This is a genomic window from Haemophilus sputorum CCUG 13788, from assembly GCF_000238795.1.
In the GTDB taxonomy this organism is placed as follows: Bacteria; Pseudomonadota; Gammaproteobacteria; order Enterobacterales; family Pasteurellaceae; genus Haemophilus_A; species Haemophilus_A sputorum.
In genome coordinates this window covers 245588-268145 of the sequence record NZ_AFNK01000031.1, presented here as the reverse complement: position 1 = coordinate 268145, position 22558 = coordinate 245588, and the positions used below count along the sequence as shown (strand labels likewise).

Here is a 22558-nt window from a genome sequence, read left to right as displayed (position 1 = left end):
ACCTTATAATTTGCCATCAATTTGATTATGGAAGCCGTAAATGGTTTGCGAGCCTCCAAAAGCGACTAATTCTACCGATTTTACTTCACCTGGTTCAAAACGTACGGCATTGCCAGAAGGAACATTTAAGCGCATTCCGCGCGCTAAAGTGCGGTCAAATTTAAGGGCGTTATTGGTTTCAAAGAAATGGTAATGGGAGCCGACTTGGATTGGGCGGTCGCCTGAATTAGTTACTTCGATTGTGACGGTTTTTCTGCCAACATTGGCAATAATATCACCTTCAGCTAATTGATATTCACCTGGGATCATTTTATTTAAATCCTTCTATTTTAAAATTTTTATGAAAGCTCCCCTCTTTGAAAAAGAGGGGCTGGGGGAGATTTTTTTTGCGTTATAACTTTACGCACAAAGTCGAATTTTCTTCTGCCCAATCCCCCCTTTCCCTCTTTGCTAAAAAGGGAAATTTTCTTTTATCTAATCGGATTGTGCACGGTAACAAGCTTCGTGCCATCTGGGAAAGTTGCTTCAATTTGTACTTCGTGTACCATCTCAGCGACGCCTTCCATTACATCTTCAACGGTGAGCAGGGTTGCACCATATTGCATCACTTCCGCCACACTCATGCCATCTCTAGCAGCTTCTTGCAAATGACTTGCAATGTACGCGATTGCCTCAGGATAGTTTAATTTTACGCCACGCGCTTTGCGTTTTGTGGCTAGCTCGCCGGCTAAAAAGAGCATCAATTTCTCTTGTTCTCTTGATGTTAAATGCATATAAACCTTCTTTATGTGATTGTTTTGTCAAATTTTACGCCTTTCGGCGTGATTTATCTATGGCTTAGGATAAGCTCCAACACGATTGGAATAGGTTAGAAAAGCACGATTCTATCGGCTAAATTTTCGCTAAATGCGAGATCGTGCGTAGCAATAATCATGGGCTGTGGTAAGTTCTTTAATAAAGCGGTTAAATTTGCTTTATTTTTTGCATCTAGCCCATTAGTTGGCTCATCTAATAACAACACTTGCGGTTGCATGGCTAGTACGCCCGCTAATGCGGTAAAGTTTTTTTCTCCCCCAGAAAGCAAATTGACTGGACGATCTTTAAGATGCGTGATGCCTAATTTTTCAAGTTGCATCAGCGCAATATCAAAGGCTTGTTGCTCGCTTTTTCCTTGATTTAAACAGCCAAACGCCACATCCTCTAGCACGGTAGGGCCCAAAAGCTGATCTTCTGCATTTTGAAAGCAAATTCCCACTTGATGCCCGCGAATTGGTACAAAATCAGCCTCTTTTTCGCATTTTTTCTCAAACCAATAAAGGCTACCCGAAGCTAACGGCACAAAGCCAAGTAATGCTAATAAGAACGAAGATTTGCCGCTCCCGATTTCGCCTTGCAAGACCACTTTTTCGGAATAATCTAACGTAAAATTTAAGTCAGAAATGACCGCTTGTTGATTGCGAACAATGGTTAAATTTTCGGTTTGTAAAATCATATTAAATGTTAAACCCTCTCGCTTTCATCGCTTGTTCTGCTTTTTCTGCTTTGACCATTGCATGAATTAACAACAATGCCACGCGCTGCGCATACACTTTTAACGTAAAACGGTTGCAGTGAGGTTGGAAGCCACGGGCTTTCATAGCCATCTCCATTTTGTCATTTAATTCGCCTAATAAACTGATGTAACGAATGCTCAAAACAAACAGATGAATCAATTTCTTCGGCAAAGGCAGTTTGGCAATGGCTTGTACTAAAAGCGTGTCAGTAATGTGATGAAGCAACAACCAAATTGAAAGCACAATGAGGTTCATTCTCAGGCTAATCAGCGTTGCTTGAGTGATACCTAGCGGATTAAGCACAATCCCGTGCGGTTCAATTTTCCAGCTTAATGTGAGCCAAATCAGCAAACTGAATAGGTTGAGTTTAAGCCAACGTTTCAGTAAATGTTTTGGCTGATGACTATGCAAAAACACCACCCAAGCAGCCATACAAGCGGTCAAAATTAACAGGAGATTTACCGATTGAATGCTGCTAATCGCAATGCTGAATAAAAAAGCATAAATTAGCCGATAATGAGGGGAAAACAGCGTTTTCATTCGGCATTCTCAAAAGCGGAAGGTAACATTTTAGCTAGTGTGAGTAATACGCCAACACTAATTAAACTATCAACAACGAATACAGGTAAATGAGAGACTAGCAATAAACTAATTAAGTCGTGATATTGATTGCTACCATCAAAAGCTAATACGCATGAGGCCAGTAGTGCGGCACCACCAACACCAATTACCCCAGATAAAATGCCACTCACGATGAGCCGCTGGCGACAAAAATTTGCTTTTAGCCACGGGAATACACAGAGTCTGACCACCACCGCAGGTAGTGCCATAATACACAGATTGACGCCCAATACCGCCAAGCCGCCAAATGAAAACATTAAGGCTTGCAAAGTTAATGCTATCAGAAAGGCAGGAAATACTCGCCAGCCTAGAAATAAGCCAGCAATGCCATTTAAGATGAGATGCACACTGCCAATTCCAACCGGAATATGAATGGTGCTCGCGACAAAAAATGCTGCTGAAAACAACGCGGTAAGCGCAAGCTTATCACCAGTCATTTTTTTCAAGCCAATCGCTAAACCTAGCACCGCTCCAACAGCACCAATTAACAAGGTACTGCTATGCAATACGCCTTCAGATAAGTGCATTAGTCGCGGCCTCGTTTGTTTTTTAACAGCGCCCAAAAACCGAAGAAACCAAGAATATAACCAATGCTTCCTAACACATCTCGCCAATAGATTTTATTTTTAAGCTGGTCAATTTCTTCTCGTAACAAAGTGATTTCCGCAGCACTCACTGAAGCAGAGGTATTTGTGGCAACCGCTTTAGCTTGCACGACCGCCTCAATACGATGCCCCTCCATCCCTTCCACCACAACCGTAAAAGTGCCGGTTTGATTCAGGGGCAAGCTAAAATGCCCTGAAGCATCTGTTTTACCATAAACAGTCGGAGTAGTTTCCCCCGTTTTTATCACTTCAACATAGGTTTCAGCGGCAGGAGTTTGATCGGAATAATAGGCTTTACCAGAAATGGCATTACCATCATAGTCTGCAAATAAATGCAGACTATGTGCCATCGCCGAATTGGTAAAAAACAAGCCTAAAATGACCGCTTGTTGCAAGATTTTGGGAGAAAATTCCATCCAAAATGCGCCTTAATTTACATCAAAGGTCAACATATATTCATATGAACGATCGGTATAATCCGGATTATCTGTAACCTTCTCTTCAAACTCCGCCCACACTTTATTAAAACCTTTAGTTGGCGTAAATTTAGCGATGCCTTGCGCATTAGATAGTTCAAACGGTTTATCTTCGCCTAAACCCACTTTAATTCCTTCAACTGGTTTGCCATTTTTCAATACTAAAATCTCTAACGGCTTACCTGCTTCTGGTTTGCTTTGTGGCACTAATTCATAGGCCATATTGTGATACTTGGTTGCATTATCATCCCATTTCACAATCGATTTACCCAGTTTAATTGGGTTGATAGAAAGTTCAGCTTCAGGGACTTCACGCTTGGTTTTCTCAACGTATTTACCACTCGGTAATTTTGACCAGACACCATTATTGAAAAGCGCGTAATAAATGACTGCACCTTTATCACCAACAACTGCTTCGCCTTTATTACCTTCTTTAGTTTGGAAAGCAAACTGCGTATCGTGAACCATCCCTTTTTCATCAATATAACGAACGCGCTTGACTTTCGCTTCAGGGTAAAATTCTGGGGTTTCATGTCCGAATTTCAGCACATACTGTTGATTTGCGGTTGGTTCAAACCAAACATTGTGGGCTTGAGCGGAAAATGTTGCACAAAGTGTGGTTAAAAATAAGGATAATTTAAGTGTTTTCATAAGGATTCTCCAAGTCACCTAACGTGGCGCGAATTTTAACTTAAAATATCTACTCTTTAAAATTAAAATCACTAATTTTAAAGTGAAGCGGATTTTGAATAACAAAAAACAAACAAGCGGTTAAATTTGCAAAACATTCTGCAAACTCAACCGCTTGTCAATGAAGCTTAACGAGCAAAAACTATTTTACGCTAACATCTTGACCGAAAAATTGCTCGCCTAATTTTTTCAATGTTCCATCTTTTTGCAATTCAACAATTGCTGCATCAATTTTCGCTAAAGCTTCTTGGTTACCTTTGTTTGCCACTAAACCTGCTCCAACTTTGTCAGATGATTGCCATACAATCGCTAAATCTGCTTTTGGATTTTTCTTTAAATAATCCAATACAGCTAATGAATCATTAAAAGTGACATCAGCGCGTTTGGTTTCAATCACTTTAATACTTTGTGCTAGACCATCAACCGGCACAAGTACCGCTTCATATTTCTTCGCTAATTCACCATAGTTTGAAGTTAGAGATTGCGCCGCTCTTAAACCTTTTACCTGTTCTGGTGCAGTAATTTTTGATTCTTTAGGTGCTGCAAGCACAGCGCCAGACCAGTTATAAGCTTCTGATTTATCAAAAGTAGCTTGGCGCTCTGGCGTGGTTAATGCCACTTGATTTGCTACTAAGTCAAAACGTTCAGCTTTTAGCCCCGCCAACATTGAATCCCAGTTGGTTTCTTTAAATTCGACTTTAACGCCTAATTTTTCTGCGACTGCACGTGTTACTTCAACATCATAGCCGGTTAATTTACCGCTTTCATCATGATAAGTGAATGGCGCATAAGTGCCTTCGGTGCCAACTGTAATGACACCTTTTTGATTGATTCTCTCAATTAAGCTCTCTTTTGCCATCGCCAATGAAGAGGTGGCTAACGTTGCTGCGACTAAAGTTAATGCTGAAATTTTCTTGAACATAAATACTATCCTTTTATGAAACCTGTCAAAATTGGTTGCTAATGTAGAAGGGAACTCGCGCTCGTGCAAATAACTAAAGGTTATATCTTTAAATGAAATGTTTGGTTCTTCCGTTAACGCACTAACCAAGCGCCACAACAATGTTTAAATTTTTTCCCTGAACCACAAATACATGGCTGTTTTTGATTCGGTAATGGCACAGTCGGATCAACAAAGTACCAGCGATTTTCAATTAACACAAAAAGAGAGTGTTCTTCATGCGCTTCAATACCGGTTTCAGTTTGAAACAATGCTTTGAAATGTACCAAGCTATGTTTGGGCGTGATGAATGGCTGGTGACGTAGAATTTCAAGCCCTTGCCAATTTGTTTCTTCTGCCCAATTTTGCATCGCGTGTTGATCTAACAACGCCTGTTGGGCCGGAATTGTCGTTTCCACAATATAGCCAATATGACACAACGTATAAGCACTATAGCGTGAACGCATTAACACATCTGCACTTTCTGCTTGTGCAGTGTGCTGATGATAAGGAGCGCAGCAATCCGAATAACGTTGACCAGATTGGCAAGGACACATTGATTTAATCATATTCTTTCTCTTAAATTTTACTTAATGGAATAAAAAATCAGCAAACAATAAAAAAGCGTGACAAACCCCATGTGGATAACTTTGTGAAAAGTGTCCAGAAAAGCTGAGTATTTTCTCCCAATAACTTTCCACAGATTTTTAGCTGTGGATAACTTACTATTTTATCCACAACCTATTCCGATAAGATAATCAACCTGAACTCAACTTTATTTCGTAATTAAACTATTGATCTTATTTTATATTTTAAGGTTATCCGCAAAAAAATGATCTGCTAATAATGATCATAATAAAGATCTTTAAATAGATCTATTCTATTTATAGCGCGATCTAAAATTCAGATCTTAACTCTAATAAAAATGCCTTTTCCAGATTGCATCATTTTAAGGTAAAATGCGCCTCTTATTAGATTGAAGAAAAAGAAGGCTATATGATTTATCAAGAACAATATGACGTCATTGTTGTCGGTGGCGGCCATGCCGGTACGGAAGCAGCATTAGCGCCAGCACGTATGGGATTAAAAACGCTATTATTAACACATAATGTTGATACGCTCGGCCAAATGTCTTGCAATCCGGCAATTGGCGGGATCGGTAAAGGACACCTTGTTAAAGAGATCGATGCAATGGGTGGTGTAATGGCGAAAGCGACCGATGTGGCTGGGATCCAATTTCGTACATTAAACAGCTCAAAAGGGCCTGCGGTTCGGGCAACTCGCGCCCAAGCCGATCGTGTACTTTATCGTCAAGCGGTTCGCACTACATTAGAAAACCAACCTAATTTAGATATTTTCCAGCAAGAAGTCGTTGATATTTTAGTTGAAAATCACCGCGCTTGTGGTGCGGTAACCAAAATGGGCTTAATTTTTAAAGCGAAAACCGTCATTTTAACGGCAGGCACTTTCTTGGCAGGAAAAATTCATATCGGGTTAGATAATTATACTGGTGGACGCGCAGGCGATCCTGCTGCGACCGTATTAGCAGAAAGATTACGTGATCTGAATTTACGTGTTGATCGCCTAAAAACAGGAACGCCACCTCGCTTAGATGCGCGCACAATTGATTTTTCTATTCTTGCTCAACAACATGGTGATGCAGAGCTGCCAGTGATGTCATTTATGGGAAAAGTGGAAGACCACCCACGCCAAATTCCTTGCTATATCACGCACACAAATACCCAAACCCATGACATTATTCGCGCGAATTTAGATCGTAGCCCGATGTATACTGGAATTATTGAGGGGATCGGTCCGCGTTATTGTCCATCGATCGAAGATAAAGTCATGCGTTTTGGTGATCGTAATGGACATCAGATCTATCTGGAACCTGAAGGGCTTTCAACGATTGAAGTGTATCCAAACGGTATTTCAACCAGTTTGCCGTTTGATGTTCAAATAGGCATCGTCCACTCAATGAAAGGTTTAGAAAATGCACGCATTATCAAGCCAGGCTATGCGATTGAATATGACTATTTTGACCCTCGTGATTTAAAACCGACGCTGGAAACTAAAGGGATTGCAGGATTATTCTTTGCAGGCCAAATTAACGGCACGACAGGGTATGAGGAAGCGGCTGCACAAGGTTTATTGGCTGGCATTAACGCAGCTTTACAAGTTCAAGGAAAAGAACCGTGGTTCCCAAGCCGTGATCAGGCTTATACCGGCGTATTGGTCGATGACCTTTGCACGTTAGGAACGAAAGAACCTTACCGCGTCTTTACTTCTCGTGCGGAATACCGTTTGTTACTACGTGAAGATAATGCAGATATTCGTTTAACGCCGATTGCTCATCAATTTGGACTAATTGACGAAGCGCGCTGGCGTCGTTTCAATGAAAAAATGGAAAATATTGAGAAAGAGCGTACACGTTTACAACAAACCTGGGCACATTTGCAGATGGCAAATTTAACCGAGTTGAATGCCATGTTAAATAGCCCATTAGCGCGTGAAGCGAGTGGCGAAGATTTAATTCGTCGTCCTGAGATGTCTTATGAAAAACTGACTCAAATTGAGCCATTTGCGCCAGCCTTAGCCGATAAACAGGCCGCTGAACAAGTTGAAATTATGATTAAATATCAAGGCTATATTGAACATCAATTAAATGAAATTGAGCGCCATAAACGCCATGAAAATACATTGATTCCTGCTGAGTTTGATTATGACAAAGTCGATAGCTTATCCAACGAAGTTCGTGCGAAACTTATGCAACATCGCCCGGTTTCCATCGGACAGGCTAGCCGAATTTCAGGGATTACACCAGCTGCGATTTCCATTTTATTGGTCAGTCTGAAAAAACAAGGGATGCTGAAACGCGGCGAACTTTAAGGTTGGTAAAATGAAAGCAAAATTAGACCGCTTGATAAATCAAGCAAATTTGCAATTAACAGAAAAACAGCAGCAACAGCTGCTGGATTTTGTTCGCCTTTTAGATAAATGGAATAAGGCATATAACCTAACATCGGTTCGTGATCCGCAAGAGATGCTGGTTAAGCATATTATGGATAGTTTGGTGGTTAGTGAGCATCTAGAAGGTCAATCTTTTATTGATGTGGGAACTGGCCCTGGGCTTCCGGGTATTCCATTAGCGATTATTAACCCAGAAAAAAAGTTTGTGCTGTTAGATAGTCTCGGTAAACGGATTACGTTCATCAAAAATGCGCTACGAGAGTTAGGAATTAGTAATGTCACGCCTGTGCAGAGTCGTGTTGAGGAATATCAAGCAGCGCAATTTGATGGAGTGTTAAGCCGTGCCTTTGCGTCTCTTGAAGACATGGTTAATTGGTGTTATCACTTACCAAATGAAACAGGGCGATTTTATGCACTAAAAGGTGTTTATGATGAGGCTGAAGCCAGTGCTATTACGCGTGCGGTTTGTGTGGAAAAGGTGATTCCACTACAGGTACCTGAATTAGTTGGTGAACGCCATTTAGTGGTATTGAAAAAAGCATAATAAAAACGCTAGGAAGTTAACTACTTCTTGGCGTTTTTATCATTAAAGTATTAGGTGTGAGTTTTTAGTTTTAAGTATTGCTATTTTTCTTTTTCAAGTTGTAAAATCCCCGAAAAGCGTTGAGTGAGTTGCGCTTGGATGGTTTCAACCTCTGCTGGATGAAGCGCTAAAGTGAGGCTTACTTGTTCAGTAAATTGCTGATCTCTCATCTCAACATCAAAGTGGCTTAATAGATGTGAGACTGTATTAAATTGTTCATAATTACATCTTAAGTAATAAGTTGAACGTAATACTTTTCTTTGTTTTTTAACTGCTAATAAGGCTTGTTGTACCCCACCACCGTAAGCTTTAACTAGCCCGCCTGTGCCTAGTAAAATCCCGCCATAATAACGCACGACGACCGCGGTAATTTCTCCTAAACCTGAACCCAGTAAATAATTGAGCATGGGTTTACCTGCGGTGCCTGCGGGCTCGCCATCGTCAGAAAACCCATATTGTTGCGAATCGGTTGGGTGCCCAGCAACAGTCGCCCAACACCAATGTCGAGCATGAGGATGAAGCGTCTTCATTTCTTGCCAAAAAGCTTTGGCTTGCTCCATATTTTCTGTATGGCGTAAATAAGTCAGAAAGCGGCTTTTTTTGATCTCTTCTTCAAAAAGTACGTCCGATTCGGGGATAAAGTATTCCATAGGTGTTAGCATTATTCAGTTATCGTTATGTGATTTTAGCAAAAAAATAGCAAAATCCGACCGCTTGTTGCGCCAAACATGGTCTTTTTTACCCTAATCAGCTAAAATTTTGGCTATTCTTGCTTTGAAAACGGAACCATTATGTCAACACTCAATATTATTTTTGCCGGCACACCAGATTTTGCGGCACAACATTTACAAGCTTTATTAGACTCAGAACATCACGTGATTGCAGTTTATACTCAACCAGATAAGCCTGCAGGTCGCGGCAAAAAATTACAAGCCAGCCCAGTTAAACAACTGGCTGAAAAACACCAAATTCCAGTTTATCAACCAAAATCTTTACGTAAAGAAGAAGCGCAAGCAGAGCTGAAAGCCTTAAATGCCGATGTGATGGTAGTGGTGGCTTATGGTTTGGTTTTGCCACAAGCTGTATTAGAAGCACTGAAATATGGTTGTTTAAATGTGCATGGCTCGATTTTACCTCGTTGGCGAGGTGCAGCGCCAATTCAACGTGCAATTTGGGCAGGCGATCAACAAACCGGCGTGACGATTATGCAGATGGATGTGGGGTTAGATACTGGCGATATGCTTCATAAAGTAACGACACCAATTCTCCCTACTGAAACATCTGCTTCGCTTTATGCCAAATTGGCTGAATTAGCGCCACCTGCATTGCTTGAGGTCTTAAATGGTTTAGCTATCCAACAATTCAAACCAGAAAAACAAGATGAGTCTTTGGCAAATTATGCGGAAAAACTGACCAAAGAAGAAGCTAAATTAGACTGGACACTTTCGGCAACACAACTTGAGCGTAATATTCGTGCTTTTAATCCCGCGCCTATTGCTTATTTAATCGTCAATGTGAATGGGGTTGAAGAGCGGGTAAAAATTTACCAAGCACAAGTGTTACCTCACCAAGAAAAAACAGCGGGAACGGTGCTTAATGTGAGTAAAAATGGGATTGAAATTGCAACGGCTGAAGGTGTGTTAAATATTACTCAGTTACAACCATCGGGCAAGAAACCGATGAGCGTTCAAGATTTTCTCAATGGGCGCGCAGACTGGTTTAAAGTCGGCGAAACTCTGGTTTAATGGAAAGGCAATCTGATGACATTAGCTATTGCGCAAGCACAGTTTGCCTTGAAGCAATCACAAAAACTCACGATTGAATCGCTAATTATTGAACCCAAACAGTTTTGGGCGGTAATTGGTGAAAATGGTTCAGGTAAAAGTGCGTTAGGTTTGGCATTAAGTGGCGAGCTTACTTGTATTGGAGGAAGTGTAGAATCCAACTTCCAACGTATCGCTTTATTTTCATTTGAGCAACAGCAACGTATTCTTGCCAAAATTTTCCAAGATCGGAATAACGATAGTGTTTCGCCAGATGATTTTGGCTTAACTGCACGGCAAATTATCCTAAATGGCGGCGATAATGTTGAATTATGTGCGAAATATGCCTCAATTTTGCAAATTGAGGCATTATTAGAACGTCCATTTATGAAACTTTCAACGGGCGAAAGCCGTAAGGTGTTGTTTTGCCAAATGTTAGTCAGTCAGCCCGACTTACTGATTTTAGATGAACCCTTTGAAGGGCTTGATGTGCAGTCAGTGGTGGCTTGGAAAACATTGTTAAACGAACTTGCATCGAACAGTACAATTGTCTTGATTACCAATCGTCTTTCAGATTTGCCCGAGGCAGTTTCACATATTGCTTTATTAGATCAGCTTTCGCTTTCCCTGCAAGGCGAAAAAGCATGGGTGGAGCAACAAGCGGTCTATTTTCAGCGACAATTTGCAGAATCTCAGGCTTACGCCACACTTCCAGAAAGCATTACTCCACCGATTGTGCTTGATGGTAATCCGTTTGAATTGCGTAATGTGACGGTTAAATATGGCGATAAATTGATTTTAAATAACTTAAGTTGGACGGTAAAACCGCATCAACATTGGTGGATTAAAGGCGAAAATGGGGCGGGCAAGTCGACATTGTTGTCGTTGATTACCGGCGATCATCCACAAGGTTTTTCAAATGAGGTTTATTTGTTTGGACGAAAACGCGGCAGTGGCGAAACCATTTGGGAGATTAAGCAAAATCTAGGGTATGTAAGCAGCCAATTACATATGGATTATCGCGTAAATTGTTCAGCGTTAGCCGTAGTGGCTTCTGGCTTTTTTGATTCTATTGGGGTATATCAACAACTGCCTAGTAGCGTGCGCTTAAAAGCTTTGGAATGGCTTGCGTGTTTAGGGCTTTCGAATATGGCGGATAAGCCGTTTAGATCGTTATCTTGGGGTCAGCAACGCCTGTTACTCATTGCACGAGCCATGGTAAAACATCCGCCTATTTTAATTTTGGACGAACCTTTACATGGTTTGGATGGCGCTAATCGCACCATTGTAAAACAATTTATCGAACAGTTAATTAGCAAGAGCCAAACGCAGTTGTTGTTTGTGTCACACCAAGCTGAAGATGCGCCTAAAGGGCTAACGCATCTGTTTGAGTTTATTCCAACCGAACAGGGCTATCGTTATCAACAATCCTCTTTTAAAGAACAAGGCGAAAATTTTCATGAATAGCACGCTAACCCTTTCTACTAAATGTTCAACTAATGGTAAAACTCAGTTAGATGAGTATTTTGCTACCCCGCCTTTTAAAGTGATGACGGTGCCGGCTTATCAAGATGCGTGGCAAAACGGCTTGAACGCGATGCAAATGTCTTCCTCTCCCGGTTTGTTGGGCGGCGATAAATTAGATATTCGTCTTACGCTGGAGAAAAATACCTCGCTTTCTCTGGGAACGCAGGCATTCACGCGTGTGCAAGCGATGAATGAAGGTGAATTTGCAGAGCAACAGACACAGATTGAATTAGCTGAAGGGAGCCGCTTATTCTATTTGCCTCACCCACTTGTCTTGCATCGTGATGCTGCATTTAAGCAGGCAATCGAGGTACAGTTACGGGCAGATTGTGTGTTAATTTATGGCGAGATTGTGGCGATTGGCCGCGTGGCAAATAACGAGCGCTTTGCTTTTCGCGCGTTTTCTTCTCATTTAAATGTTCAGCTTTTGCAAAATGATGGCAAAATTCGACCGCTTGTGCGAGATTGTATTCAGTGGCACCCCGCTAATATGCCACTGACAGCATTAAGCCAAATGGAAGATTTTAGTCACCAAGGTTCTTTGATTTATCTGAATCTCACGCAAAATGCTCAAGAGATTAAACAGTGTGTTCAGCGCCTTCAAACACAGCTGGCTGAGGATGAAACTGTACTGGCTGGTATTTCCCAATTACATGAAGGCGGGCTGATTTTGCGGGTGCTTGGGCATAGAGCCGATACGATTGAGCAGTTATTTAAGCAAATCGGTGAACAACTCAAAGCGAACTAGCCAAACAAGCGGTAAGATTTTTTGAAAATTTTACCGCTTGTTGCTTTATAATGCCGCTATCAAATAAAAATGAGGTTATTGTGCAGTTTTTTACAATTGTCCGTATCGTTGGCGTGTTGGTCATGAGCTTTTCTGTGACCATGCTATTGCCGGCATTAGTGGCATTAATTTATGGCGATGGCGGAGGCCAAGAATTTTTACGCGCCTTTTTGTTGAATTTTTTAGTGGGTGCCTTTTTATGGTGGAGTTGTCGTGCGCATCATAAAGAGCTTCGCGCTCGCGAAGGCTTTTTAATTGTCGTTTTGTTCTGGATTGTATTAGGTGGTTTAGGGGCGGTACCTTTCATTTTACTTGAACACCCTGATCTCAATTTTTCTGAATCCGTATTTGAATCGTTCTCTGGCTTAACAACGACAGGCGGAACAGTCATTACCGGCTTAGATGAATTGCCGAAATCCATTCTGTTTTACCGCCAATTTTTACAATGGTTAGGCGGAATGGGGATCATCGTTTTAGCTATTGCAATTCTCCCAATGATCGGCTTGGGTAAACTCTACCGAGCCGAAATGCCAGGGCCGCTTAAAGATGAAAAAATGCGCCCGAGAATTGCTGAAACCGCCAAAATGCTTTGGCAAATCTATTTTTTACTGACGTTCTTATGTGCTGTGGCATTTTGGCTTGCCGGTATGAGCCCTTTTGATGCCATTTCTCATAGTTTCTCGACCATTTCGATTGGCGGATTTTCTACCCACGATGCGAGTATTGGCTATTTTGAAAGTTCAGCGATTAACTATATTGCGGTTTGTTTTTTGCTAATTTCGTCCATTAACTTCGGCTTGCACTATGCCTTGTTTAGTCGGTTAAGCGATCGCAAAATTGAACAAAAAGTGGGCGTCATCGGGCAGCTTTATTGGCAAGATTATGAGTTCCGCTCATTTGTGTTTATTCAGGTGACACTATTTGTCGTATGTGTTGCGGTGTTGATGTTGTATAACTACTATGGTGGTTTTTCGCTTACAGTAGAACAAGCAATGTTTGAGTCTGTTTCGATTTCAACTACTGCTGGTTTTTCGACAAGTGATTTCAGTGCATGGCCTTCTTTTTTGCCACTCTTATTAGTGTTAGCTTCTTTTATTGGTGGCTGTGCAGGTTCAACGGGTGGTGGTTTAAAAGTAATTCGCGTGTTATTACTGTATTTACAAGCTAACCGTGAAATTCACCGATTTGTTCACCCCAATTCAGTTAAACCGATAAAGCTTGGTAAACATATTTTCTCTGATCGCATTGAAGAGGGAATTTGGGCATTCTTCGCGGCTTACTTCTTTGTCTTTGTACTTTGCTGGTTTGCAGCCATTGCATGCGGAATGAGCATTTTTGATGCGTTTAATGCGGTATTGGCTTGCTTAAATAACTTAGGCACAGCATTAGGTAATGTGAGCGGAGGCTTTGCTCAAGTTCCGGATTCTGCCAAATGGGTATTAGTATTAGCCATGGTATGCGGACGTTTGGAAGTGTTTACCCTGTTAGTGATTTTAAGCCCTGTATTTTGGAAAGATTAACGAATGAAAACTTTAATTTTATATTTTACAACGGATGGACAAACGAAGTTGATCGCAGAGCGTTTGGCGCAACATATTACGCATGAAACGGAGCTTCGTTCATTGCGAGAACATGCAAATATGACGGATGAGCAACTTGCCGCATTTGATCAAATTGTGATTGGTGCTTCTGTTCGTTATGGACATTTTAATCCACTGGTTTATCAATTCATTGCTCAGCATTTTGCAATATTGAATCAAAAAACGACCGCTTTTTATGGGGTAAATTTGACGGCGCGTAAACCCAATCGACAAACTCCAGAATCAAATACATACATTCGTAAATTTTTGCAAAAAATTTTATGGCGACCAACGCATGTGGAAGTGATTGCCGGTGCGCTATTTTATCCTCGTTATAGTTGGTTCGACCGCACCATGATTCGCTTTATCATGAAATTAACTAAAGGCGAAACGGACATTACACGGGAATATGAATATACCGATTGGGCGCAAGTCGAGCGCTTTGCGCAAAGATTGAGTAAATTAAATTAAAGTCGCTACAAAAAGTTAACAACTCACGTATAATTCGCGCACTTCCTCGGCTTGTGGGGAATTTTTAAATTATTTAATAAGGATAAAACATGAGTCTTTTAAAAGAATTCCGTGAATTTGCGGTAAAAGGTAACGTAGTTGACATGGCTGTCGGTGTGATCATCGGTGGTGCATTCGGTAAAATTGTTTCTTCATTAGTAAGCGATGTTATTATGCCACCAATTGGTTGGATCATCGGCGGTGTTGATTTTAAAGATTTAGCTTTTGAAATTGCGCCTGCAAAAGAAGGCGCTGAAGCAGTAATGTTAAAATACGGTGCATTTATCCAAAACGTATTTGATTTCTTAATTATCGCAATTGCTGTATTCGGTATGGTAAAAATCATTAACTCACTGAAAAAAGCACCAGCGCCAGAAGCAGCGCCAGAGCCAACAGCTGAAGAAAAATTATTAACTGAAATCCGTGATTTATTAAAAAAATAATCAAGGCTGAATAAGAAAAGCGAATCATTGAAAAATGGTTCGCTTTTTTTGTTATCTGAAAGTGAATGGAATATGAAACCTACTTTTATCTAAACTGCATTTACCCACAGAATTTGTTAAAATGCGTTTTCCTTTTATGACCACATTCCACAAATTATGAGCCAAGCAGACCTTTCTAATCATACGCCAATGATGCAGCAATATTTACAATTAAAAGCGCAACATCCGGATATTTTATTATTCTACCGAATGGGCGATTTTTATGAATTGTTTTATGACGATGCGAAAAGAGCAGCCGTATTATTAGACATTTCGTTAACTAAGCGTGGAGCATCTGCTGGTGAGCCTATTCCGATGGCGGGTGTTCCTTATCATGCCGTGGAAGGTTATTTAGCAAAATTAGTCGCACTAGGCGAAAGCGTGGCAATTTGTGAGCAAATTGGCGATCCAGCTGCTGCAAAAGGCCCGGTTGAGCGTAAAGTCGTTCGGATTGTGACACCAGGAACAGTAAGTGATGAAGCCTTGCTGCCAGAGCGTCAGGATAACTTAGTTGCAGCCATTTATGAGCAAAAAGGCGTATTTGCACTGGCGACTTTAGATATGACTTCTGGGCGTTTTTTAATGACTGAATTGCCGAGTAAAGAAGCAGTCAGCGCGGAATTACAGCGTTTAATGCCGGCTGAAATTCTTTATCCCGAAGATTTTGCACACTCACAAATTCTTAATAATTATAAAGGGTTGCGCCGTCGTCCCGTTTGGGAGTTTGAGTTAGTCACAGCGAAAACCTTGCTTAACCGACAATTTGGTACGCAAAGTTTGGAAGGATTTGGGGTTGAGCAAGCGGAAGTTGGATTATGTGCGGCTGGTTGTGTATTGCATTATGCTCAAGAAACGCAACGAACCGCGTTGCCTCATGTGCAAAGTATTCAGTTACAGCAAAATAGTGAAACAGTTTTATTAGATGCTGCAACTCGCCGAAATCTAGAACTGACTCAAAATCTAGCCGGTGGAACAGAAGCTACTTTGGCGGCAGTATTAGACAAATGCGTGACGCCAATGGGCAGCCGTTTACTGAAACGTTGGATTCATCAGCCTATTCGTGACTTAAATAAACTACAAAAACGCCAAGATGTTATTGCAACATTACAAGAAAGTGGGCTTATTGAGTCGTTGCAACCTTGCTTACAACAGGTTGGGGATATGGAGCGAATTTTAGCTCGAGTAGCATTACGTTCTGCTCGACCGCGTGATTTAACGCGTTTGCGTACGGCATTGGCGCAAATTCCAATTTTGGTAAATTATGCCCAAAATCAGACCGCTTGTTTAGTACAAACGATGGCACAGTTAGCCGATTTTAGTGAGTTGCAATCGTTGCTTGAGCGAGCAATTATTGATAACCCACCTCAACTGATTCGCGATGGCGGTGTGATCGCTGAAGGTTATCATGCCGAACTAGATGAATGGCGCCAGCTTTCGGCAGGAGCAACCCAATATTTAGAACAATTAGAAATTCGTGAACGGGAGTCTACGGGGATTGATACGCTAAAAATTGGTTTCAATGCCGTGCATGGTTATTACATTCAGATTAGCCAAGGACAAGCGCATAAAGCACCGATTCACTATGTTCGTCGTCAAACGCTGAAAAATGCTGAACGTTATATTATTCCTGAGCTAAAAACGTATGAAGATAAAGTCCTGAAAGCAAAAGGGGCTTCATTAGCACTAGAAAAACAACTTTATGATGCACTGTTTGATGCCATTATGCCGCATTTAGCTGAATTACAGCTAGCGGCAATGGTGTTGGCTGAGTTGGATGTGCTCACGAATTTAGCAGAACGCGCGCAAACCTTGAATTATGTGCGCCCAATGTTTAGCCCACAACGTGGTGTGCAAATTAAGGGCGGTCGCCATCCTGTAGTAGAACAGATGATTTCTGATCCTTTTATTGCTAACCCAGTGTATTTGAATGCGCAGCGCCATCTTCTGATAGTCACAGGGCCGAATATGGGCGGGAAAAGTACGTATATGCGCCAAATTGCATTGATTTGCTTAATGGCTTATATCGGTAGTTTTGTGCCGGCTGAATCGGCTGAAATTGGCATGTTAGATCGGATTTTTACCCGAATTGGTGCAAGTGATGATTTAGCTTCTGGCCGTTCGACCTTTATGGTGGAAATGACCGAAATGGCGAATATTCTGCATCAGGCAACTGCGCAAAGTTTAGTGTTGATTGATGAAATTGGCCGTGGCACTTCAACGTATGATGGGCTTTCATTAGCCTGGGCGTGTGCAGAATGGTTAGCGAAGAAAACGCAGTCATTAACGTTATTTGCAACGCATTATTTTGAATTAACAAGCCTTCCAAGCCAATTAAAAGGTGTGGCAAATGTGCATTTGGATGCACGTGAGCATAACGATACCATTGTCTTCATGCATAGCGTACAAGAAGGGGCTGCGAGTAAAAGTTATGGATTAGCGGTCGCTGCACTTGCAGGCGTGCCTAAACCTGTCATTACGATGGCAAAACAGCGTTTAGCGCATTTGGAAGAACTTTCAGCGCAAACGCGTAATGTTAATGATAGCCCTCAGGCAGATTTATTATTTGCAGAACCAATTTCGCAAAACTCAGCAGAAATTTCACCGCTTGCAGAAGTCAAATTGCCTGAAGAAAGTCCACTTGAAAAGGCGTTAGCAGAAATAGAACCAGATGAGCTGACTCCGCGCCAAGCGCTTGAAGCTTTGTATCAACTTAAAAAAATATTGAAATCGTGATGAAAAAATTTCTCATTGTAGTGGCATTCCTGATAAATCCAGCAAGCGCGACTGAGTTTGCCAAGTTAATCAGTGATGCGCGCCAGCAAATTGGCGTAACCTTAGGTTATGATCCAAATTATCGGCAAATTGATTATCCAATGGGGGATGTACCACCGCAAACTGGTGTTTGTACAGATGTTGTGATTCGAGCTTATCGTGGGCAAAATAAAGATTTACAACAGCTAGTTCACCAAGATATGAAACAAGCTTGGGCAAAATATCCAAAAATCTGGGGACTGAAAAGTACAGATCGTAATATTGACCATCGCAGAGTACCTAATCTTGAAACTTTCTTCCAGCGACATGGAAAAACGCTTTCATTGACAGATAAAGCAAGTTTTAAAGCGGGTGATATAGTCACTTGGCGTCTTTCACCTAAAGCGTTGCCGCATATTGGCATTTTATCGGATAAAACCAATGCCGAAGGTGTGCCGTTAGTGATTCATAATATAGGGCGCGGAACCCGTGAGGAAGATATGTTATTCAAATACCCGATTGTTGGGCATTTTCGTTATTAGGAACAAGCGGTCGAATTATGTAAAAGTTTTGCAAAATTCGACCGCTTATTTTTTTATCCCCTTGAAATTATGGTAGAATTTCCCACTTTATCGCCTTTTTGTTAAAGGTGTTCTTTAACATGGTTTTGGGATAATACAGGAGCAAGTGCTTTTCCCAAAAACATGCTAAATAGACATAATCGGAATTGATAATGGAACAAAACTTAGTCGAATTTTTAACGAAAACTTTAGATGATTTAAAAGCGCAAGATATTCTTGCCATTGATGTTCGTGGTAAATCAAGCATTACAGATGCCATGATTATTGCAACAGGAACTTCAGTGCGCCATGTGGCTTCAACAGCAGAACGTTTAGCGACAGAAGCAAAACAAGCTGGATTTGAAGTGTTTGGTGATGAAGGAAAAGCGGTTGCTGATTGGATTGTAGTCGATTTCGGTCAGGCGATTGTACATATCTTGCAAGCCGATGCTCGCCAGATGTATCAATTAGAAAAACTTTGGGCGTAATGAATGAAAATTCAGCTGATTGCCGTTGGGACTAAAATGCCTGATTGGGTGAAAACAGGATTCGAAGAGTATCAACGCCGTTTTCCGAAAGATATGCCCTTTGAGTTGGTTGAAATTCCAGCGGGTAAGCGCGGTAAAAATGCAGATATAAAGCGCATTTTAGAACTAGAGGGTAAAGCGATGCTTGCCGCTGCTGGTAAAGGCAAAATTGTCACACTAGATATTCCTGGCAAGCCTTGGACAACGGTGCAATTGGCTCAGCAGCTAGAAGGTTGGAAAAATGATGGACGAGATGTCTGTTTGTTGATTGGTGGGCCAGAAGGGCTTTCGCCAGAATGTAAAGCAGCTGCTGAACAAAGTTGGTCAATTTCAGCGTTGACATTACCTCACCCTTTAGTTCGGGTTGTTGTGGCTGAAAGCTTATATCGTGCTTGGTCGCTTTCAACGAATCATCCATATCACCGTGAATAAAGTGTTTGGTTTTACTTTTTACTTATATATTTAACCTACAAGCGGTGAATATTAAATACCATTTTGCAAATTTGAGAGCATTATGTTTGGGAAACTAGGAAAATTTACCTCAACAAAACCGAGAGAATCGGTACGAAACGCGCAAGCAGAGAGTAATCTGTATGCGCGGCGTGCGGTTATCGCTTTTTTCGGTGTGCTAGTGCTTACCTGTATTTTGATTGCCAACGCTTATAATTTGCAGGTGGTACACTTTGAAGATTATCAAACTCGCTCAAATGGTAACCGTATTAAATTACTACCAGTTCCTCCAACACGGGGGTTAATTTACGACCGTAATGGTAAGGTGCTGGCAGAGAATATTACCTATTTTGGTCTTTATATTGTCCCAGAAAAAACGGAAAATCTTGAAGAAACCTTGCAAGAATTAAAAACGGTGGTCGGGCTGACTGATGAGGAAATTGAAGCTTATCGGAAAGAGAAAAAGCGCACTTCTCGCTATACGCCGATTTTGCTTAAAGGCAACTTATCCGAAGAGCAAATGGCGACGTTTGCGGTAAATCAGTATCGCTTTCCAAGTTTAGATGTTCAAGCGTACTACAAGCGTAATTATCCATACGGCGAAACGCTAACGCATATTCTGGGATATGTTGCGAAAATTAACGATAAAGATAAGAAAAAGCTTGAAGAGGAAGGTAAATTCGGTAATTACGCAGGTTCTCATGATATTGGAAAATTAGGTATCGAAAAATATTATGAAGATCAATTGCATGGTGAAACGGGCTTTGAAGAGGTTGAAATTAACAACCGTGGCAAGGTGATTCGTAAATTACGCGATCAGCCAGGGGTTGCCGGCAGTTCTATTCGCTTAACGATTGATGTGGAATTGCAACAATTTATTCAAGAACTATTAGGGCCTCAAAAAGGTTCAGTTGTGGTGTTAGATCCTCGCGATAGCAGTATATTAGCGATGGTAACTAACCCAAGCTATGATAATAATCTGTTTGTAGGCGGCGTTTCAGGCAAAGATTACAAGCGTTTATTAGACGACCCTGCTCACCCGCTTTATAGCCGAGCCACTCAAGGCACTTATCCTCCTGCATCTACCGTAAAACCGTTTTATGCGGTAATGGGCTTGGCTGAAGGCAAAATCACAACGAATACAACCATTTTTGACCCTGGTTTTTGGATTCTACCTGGTACAACACAACGTTATCGTGACTGGAAACGTGGCGGGCATGGTTCAACCAATCTTAATAAAGCGATTGTAGAATCTTCAGATACTTATTTCTACCAGCTCGCTTACGATACAGGGATTGATAAGATGTCGGAATGGATGACCAAATTTGGTTTTGGGCAGAAAACGGGCATTGATATTTATGAAGAGTCTGCAGGGGTTTATCCGAATAAAGAGTGGAAATTTAAAAAATATAAACGCGCATGGGTACAAGGCGATACGATTCCGGTTGGTATCGGTCAAGGCTATTGGATTGCGACACCTTTACAGTTAACTAAAGCATTGTCTGTGTTGATTAACAATGGGCGCGTGAACACGCCTCATTTAATGATGGAAGTAATCAGCAGTAACAAAACTGAGCCTTATCGTGATCCGCTGTTATATGAAGATATTAAAGGCGTTCCTGAGCGTTACTGGAATGCGGCAAAATTAGGCATGTATAATGTAGTCAATGCAGGTAATGGTACCGGTAAAAAAGCAGCGGGTTCGTTTTATCGTGCGGCTGGTAAGAGTGGTACTGCACAGGTATTTAACTTAAAAGGTGGCAAATATAATAAAAATGCCATTAAAAAAGAGTTGCAAGACCATGCATGGTTTATCAGTTATGCCCCTTTTGAAGAGCCGAAAGTGGCCGTTGCCGTGATTCTTGAAAATGCAGGGGGCGGTGGTGCAAATGCAGCCCCAGTTGCGAAAAGGGTGATGGATTTTGCATTAAGCAAAACATTAAAAATATCGGTAGAAGCTTTGCCAGAGCAACATTTGCAACAAAATGAAGAAAATCAACCGCTTGTAGAAGAGGCTCAGCCACATGAGTAAAGGTATCAGAAAATTATTTTGGAAGGTGTTTTCGCTAGATGTTTGGCTGCTTATCGGCTTGCTAGCTGTGACCGGTTACGGCTTAATCGTGCTATATAGTGCAAGTGGTGGCAGTGAAAAAATGTTCACCAACCGTATTGTGCAAGTGACATTAGGACTAGGCTTAATGTTCTTTATGGCTATGATTCCCCCACGTTTTTATCAGAAAGTGGCGCCTTATTTATACCTAGTGTGTATTGTGATGCTTATTTTAGTGGATGTGATGGGCGAAATTAGTAAAGGGGCACAACGCTGGCTCAATCTGGGGTTTATTCGCTTTCAGCCTTCTGAAATCGCCAAACTTTCTGTACCACTGATGGTGGCAACTTACTTAGGAAATCGTTCGTTGCCACCAAGCTTTAAAGACACCATTATTGCATTAGGCATTATTGTTTTTCCTACATTGTTAGTAGCGGCTCAACCAGATTTAGGAACATCAATCCTTGTGTGTGCAGCAGGGTTGTTTGTGCTATTTTTAGGCGGGCTTAGTTGGAAGTTGATTTCTGCAGGCGTGGTCTTTTTAGCCGGCTTTATTCCGATAATGTGGTTCTTTTTGATGCACGATTATCAAAAAACGCGCGTTATGACCTTGCTTGACCCAGAGAAAGACCCTTTAGGCGCGGGTTATCATATTATTCAATCTAAAATTGCAATTGGTTCAGGTGGTATGTATGGCAAAGGCTGGATGGCGGGCACGCAATCTCAACTTGAATTTTTACCTGAACCTCATACCGATTTTATCTTTGCGGTATTAAGTGAAGAGCACGGTCTGATTGGTATGCTGATTTTATTAGCAATTTATTTGTTCATTATCGGACGTGGTTTATTGATTGGTTCCAAGCTTGATAATGCCTTCGGGCGCTTGCTTTCAGGCGGAACTGCATTGTTATTTTTTGTCTATGTTTTTGTAAACATTGGAATGGTTAGTGGTATTTTACCCGTAGTTGGTGTACCCTTACCGCTGTTTAGCTATGGGGGAACGTCTTATGTGACGTTAATGGCGGCTTTTGGTCTAGTGATGTCGGCTTATGTACATCGCAAACGAGCCAATAGCAACAACCCTTATAATAAATAGGGCGTAAGTCCTGAACTTTTGCTTTTTTGCGGTATCA

Annotated in this window: 24 protein-coding genes; 14 read left to right on the top strand and 10 right to left on the bottom strand. The window is 41.3% G+C overall.

Annotation, left to right across the window (positions count from 1 at the left end):
* Positions 1–3 precede the first annotated feature (3 nt).
* The 9 genes from ureB to HSP_RS0104780 form a co-directional block, all read right to left on the bottom strand.
* A complete protein-coding gene (ureB, locus tag HSP_RS0104820) occupies positions 4–309 on the bottom strand; it encodes an urease subunit beta (protein ID WP_005629499.1) in 306 nt (101 codons plus the stop codon).
* A 161-nt stretch (positions 310–470) separates the two neighbouring features.
* Complete coding sequence (gene ureA / locus HSP_RS0104815; RefSeq protein ID WP_010676277.1) at positions 471–773, bottom strand: urease subunit gamma; 303 nt, start codon at positions 771–773, stop codon at positions 471–473.
* 95 nt (positions 774–868) lie between these two features.
* Complete coding sequence (locus HSP_RS0104810) at positions 869–1492, bottom strand: energy-coupling factor ABC transporter ATP-binding protein (protein WP_010676276.1); 624 nt, start codon at positions 1490–1492, stop codon at positions 869–871.
* Between the two features lies 1 nt (position 1493).
* Positions 1494–2093, bottom strand: a complete 600-nt coding sequence (locus HSP_RS0104805) for an energy-coupling factor transporter transmembrane component T family protein (protein WP_010676275.1) — start codon at positions 2091–2093, stop codon at positions 1494–1496.
* The gene (cbiM, locus tag HSP_RS0104800) at positions 2090–2701 is read right to left on the bottom strand and encodes a cobalt transporter CbiM (RefSeq protein ID WP_007523441.1); all 612 of its coding nucleotides are present in this window, start codon (positions 2699–2701) and stop codon (positions 2090–2092) included. The genes HSP_RS0104805 and cbiM overlap by 4 nt, the downstream gene beginning before the upstream one ends.
* Positions 2701–3195 carry a carboxypeptidase-like regulatory domain-containing protein gene (locus HSP_RS0104795; RefSeq protein WP_010676274.1) on the bottom strand — a complete coding sequence of 165 codons (495 nt, stop codon included), beginning with the start codon at positions 3193–3195 and terminating at the stop codon, positions 2701–2703. The genes cbiM and HSP_RS0104795 overlap by 1 nt, the downstream gene beginning before the upstream one ends.
* A 12-nt stretch (positions 3196–3207) precedes the next feature.
* Positions 3208–3906, bottom strand: a complete 699-nt coding sequence (locus HSP_RS0104790) for a DUF4198 domain-containing protein (protein ID WP_010676273.1) — start codon at positions 3904–3906, stop codon at positions 3208–3210.
* A gap of 181 nt (positions 3907–4087) precedes the next feature.
* Positions 4088–4867 carry a transporter substrate-binding domain-containing protein gene (locus HSP_RS0104785; protein ID WP_010676272.1) on the bottom strand — a complete coding sequence of 260 codons (780 nt, stop codon included), beginning with the start codon at positions 4865–4867 and terminating at the stop codon, positions 4088–4090.
* A gap of 113 nt (positions 4868–4980) precedes the next feature.
* Complete coding sequence (locus HSP_RS0104780; RefSeq protein ID WP_010676271.1) at positions 4981–5454, bottom strand: YchJ family protein; 474 nt, start codon at positions 5452–5454, stop codon at positions 4981–4983.
* Positions 5455–5881: 427 nt separating this feature from the next.
* Here HSP_RS0104780 and mnmG point away from each other — a divergent pair, with 427 nt between their 5' ends.
* Both mnmG and rsmG read left to right on the top strand, forming a co-directional pair.
* Positions 5882–7774: a tRNA uridine-5-carboxymethylaminomethyl(34) synthesis enzyme MnmG gene (mnmG, locus tag HSP_RS0104775; RefSeq protein ID WP_010676270.1), complete on the top strand. Its 1893-nt coding sequence runs from the start codon at positions 5882–5884 to the stop codon at positions 7772–7774.
* A 10-nt stretch (positions 7775–7784) separates the two neighbouring features.
* Positions 7785–8399: a 16S rRNA (guanine(527)-N(7))-methyltransferase RsmG gene (rsmG, locus tag HSP_RS0104770; protein WP_010676269.1), complete on the top strand. Its 615-nt coding sequence runs from the start codon at positions 7785–7787 to the stop codon at positions 8397–8399.
* A gap of 80 nt (positions 8400–8479) precedes the next feature.
* Here the strand turns inward: rsmG and HSP_RS0104765 are convergent, their stop codons facing one another.
* Positions 8480–9088 (bottom strand): YigZ family protein, encoded by a 609-nt coding sequence (locus HSP_RS0104765; RefSeq protein WP_029495173.1) that lies wholly within the window; start codon positions 9086–9088, stop codon positions 8480–8482.
* A 141-nt stretch (positions 9089–9229) separates the two neighbouring features.
* Here HSP_RS0104765 and fmt point away from each other — a divergent pair, with 141 nt between their 5' ends.
* The 12 genes from fmt (at position 9230) to rodA (ending at position 22521) form a co-directional block, all read left to right on the top strand.
* Positions 9230–10183, top strand: coding sequence for a methionyl-tRNA formyltransferase (gene fmt, locus HSP_RS0104760; RefSeq protein ID WP_010676267.1), 954 nt, complete (start codon positions 9230–9232; stop codon positions 10181–10183).
* 15 nt (positions 10184–10198) lie between these two features.
* On the top strand, positions 10199–11668 hold the full coding sequence (gene modF, locus HSP_RS0104755; protein WP_010676266.1) for a molybdate ABC transporter ATP-binding protein ModF: 1470 nt from the start codon (positions 10199–10201) through the stop codon (positions 11666–11668).
* The gene (locus HSP_RS0104750) at positions 11661–12476 is read left to right on the top strand and encodes an urease accessory protein UreD (RefSeq protein WP_010676265.1); all 816 of its coding nucleotides are present in this window, start codon (positions 11661–11663) and stop codon (positions 12474–12476) included. The genes modF and HSP_RS0104750 overlap by 8 nt, the downstream gene beginning before the upstream one ends.
* A gap of 80 nt (positions 12477–12556) precedes the next feature.
* Entirely contained in the window at positions 12557–14035 is a 1479-nt protein-coding gene (locus tag HSP_RS0104745; RefSeq protein WP_010676264.1) for a TrkH family potassium uptake protein, read from the top strand.
* Positions 14036–14038: 3 nt separating this feature from the next.
* Positions 14039–14566 (top strand): menaquinone-dependent protoporphyrinogen IX dehydrogenase, encoded by a 528-nt coding sequence (gene hemG, locus HSP_RS0104740; protein WP_007523559.1) that lies wholly within the window; start codon positions 14039–14041, stop codon positions 14564–14566.
* 89 nt (positions 14567–14655) lie between these two features.
* Positions 14656–15048, top strand: a complete 393-nt coding sequence (gene mscL / locus HSP_RS0104735; RefSeq protein ID WP_007523482.1) for a large-conductance mechanosensitive channel protein MscL — start codon at positions 14656–14658, stop codon at positions 15046–15048.
* A 156-nt stretch (positions 15049–15204) separates the two neighbouring features.
* Positions 15205–17820: a DNA mismatch repair protein MutS gene (mutS, locus tag HSP_RS0104730; protein WP_029495171.1), complete on the top strand. Its 2616-nt coding sequence runs from the start codon at positions 15205–15207 to the stop codon at positions 17818–17820.
* Positions 17820–18380, top strand: coding sequence for a DUF1287 domain-containing protein (locus HSP_RS0104725; RefSeq protein WP_007523447.1), 561 nt, complete (start codon positions 17820–17822; stop codon positions 18378–18380). The genes mutS and HSP_RS0104725 overlap by 1 nt, the downstream gene beginning before the upstream one ends.
* Before the next feature lie 191 nt (positions 18381–18571).
* Positions 18572–18886 (top strand): ribosome silencing factor, encoded by a 315-nt coding sequence (rsfS, locus tag HSP_RS11360; RefSeq protein ID WP_007523568.1) that lies wholly within the window; start codon positions 18572–18574, stop codon positions 18884–18886.
* Between the two features lie 3 nt (positions 18887–18889).
* A complete protein-coding gene (gene rlmH / locus HSP_RS11355; protein WP_007523450.1) occupies positions 18890–19357 on the top strand; it encodes a 23S rRNA (pseudouridine(1915)-N(3))-methyltransferase RlmH in 468 nt (155 codons plus the stop codon).
* Between the two features lie 82 nt (positions 19358–19439).
* Positions 19440–21407 (top strand): penicillin-binding protein 2, encoded by a 1968-nt coding sequence (gene mrdA / locus HSP_RS0104710; RefSeq protein WP_010676262.1) that lies wholly within the window; start codon positions 19440–19442, stop codon positions 21405–21407.
* On the top strand, positions 21400–22521 hold the full coding sequence (gene rodA, locus HSP_RS0104705; RefSeq protein ID WP_007523531.1) for a rod shape-determining protein RodA: 1122 nt from the start codon (positions 21400–21402) through the stop codon (positions 22519–22521). The genes mrdA and rodA overlap by 8 nt, the downstream gene beginning before the upstream one ends.
* The last annotated feature ends 37 nt before the right edge of the window (positions 22522–22558 follow it).

Bases quoted from the DNA above. Each gene is read 5' to 3' on its own strand.
- rsmG (WP_010676269.1), top strand. From the start codon at position 7,785: ATGAAAGCAAAATTAGACCGCTTGATAAATCAAGCAAATTTGCAATTA.
- ureA (WP_010676277.1), bottom strand. From the start codon at position 773: ATGCATTTAACATCAAGAGAACAAGAGAAATTGATGCTCTTTTTAGCC.
- fmt (WP_010676267.1), top strand. From the start codon at position 9,230: ATGTCAACACTCAATATTATTTTTGCCGGCACACCAGATTTTGCGGCA.
- mnmG (WP_010676270.1), top strand. From the start codon at position 5,882: ATGATTTATCAAGAACAATATGACGTCATTGTTGTCGGTGGCGGCCAT.
- HSP_RS0104785 (WP_010676272.1), bottom strand. From the start codon at position 4,867: ATGTTCAAGAAAATTTCAGCATTAACTTTAGTCGCAGCAACGTTAGCC.
- rsfS (WP_007523568.1), top strand. From the start codon at position 18,572: ATGGAACAAAACTTAGTCGAATTTTTAACGAAAACTTTAGATGATTTA.
- HSP_RS0104810 (WP_010676276.1), bottom strand. From the start codon at position 1,492: ATGATTTTACAAACCGAAAATTTAACCATTGTTCGCAATCAACAAGCG.
- mrdA (WP_010676262.1), top strand. From the start codon at position 19,440: ATGTTTGGGAAACTAGGAAAATTTACCTCAACAAAACCGAGAGAATCG.
- mutS (WP_029495171.1), top strand. From the start codon at position 15,205: ATGAGCCAAGCAGACCTTTCTAATCATACGCCAATGATGCAGCAATAT.
- rodA (WP_007523531.1), top strand. From the start codon at position 21,400: ATGAGTAAAGGTATCAGAAAATTATTTTGGAAGGTGTTTTCGCTAGAT.
- ureB (WP_005629499.1), bottom strand. From the start codon at position 309: ATGATCCCAGGTGAATATCAATTAGCTGAAGGTGATATTATTGCCAAT.
- hemG (WP_007523559.1), top strand. From the start codon at position 14,039: ATGAAAACTTTAATTTTATATTTTACAACGGATGGACAAACGAAGTTG.
- HSP_RS0104750 (WP_010676265.1), top strand. From the start codon at position 11,661: ATGAATAGCACGCTAACCCTTTCTACTAAATGTTCAACTAATGGTAAA.
- HSP_RS0104780 (WP_010676271.1), bottom strand. From the start codon at position 5,454: ATGATTAAATCAATGTGTCCTTGCCAATCTGGTCAACGTTATTCGGAT.
- HSP_RS0104725 (WP_007523447.1), top strand. From the start codon at position 17,820: ATGAAAAAATTTCTCATTGTAGTGGCATTCCTGATAAATCCAGCAAGC.
- cbiM (WP_007523441.1), bottom strand. From the start codon at position 2,701: ATGCACTTATCTGAAGGCGTATTGCATAGCAGTACCTTGTTAATTGGT.
- HSP_RS0104790 (WP_010676273.1), bottom strand. From the start codon at position 3,906: ATGAAAACACTTAAATTATCCTTATTTTTAACCACACTTTGTGCAACA.
- mscL (WP_007523482.1), top strand. From the start codon at position 14,656: ATGAGTCTTTTAAAAGAATTCCGTGAATTTGCGGTAAAAGGTAACGTA.
- HSP_RS0104805 (WP_010676275.1), bottom strand. From the start codon at position 2,093: ATGAAAACGCTGTTTTCCCCTCATTATCGGCTAATTTATGCTTTTTTA.
- rlmH (WP_007523450.1), top strand. From the start codon at position 18,890: ATGAAAATTCAGCTGATTGCCGTTGGGACTAAAATGCCTGATTGGGTG.
- HSP_RS0104795 (WP_010676274.1), bottom strand. From the start codon at position 3,195: ATGGAATTTTCTCCCAAAATCTTGCAACAAGCGGTCATTTTAGGCTTG.
- HSP_RS0104765 (WP_029495173.1), bottom strand. From the start codon at position 9,088: ATGGAATACTTTATCCCCGAATCGGACGTACTTTTTGAAGAAGAGATC.
- modF (WP_010676266.1), top strand. From the start codon at position 10,199: ATGACATTAGCTATTGCGCAAGCACAGTTTGCCTTGAAGCAATCACAA.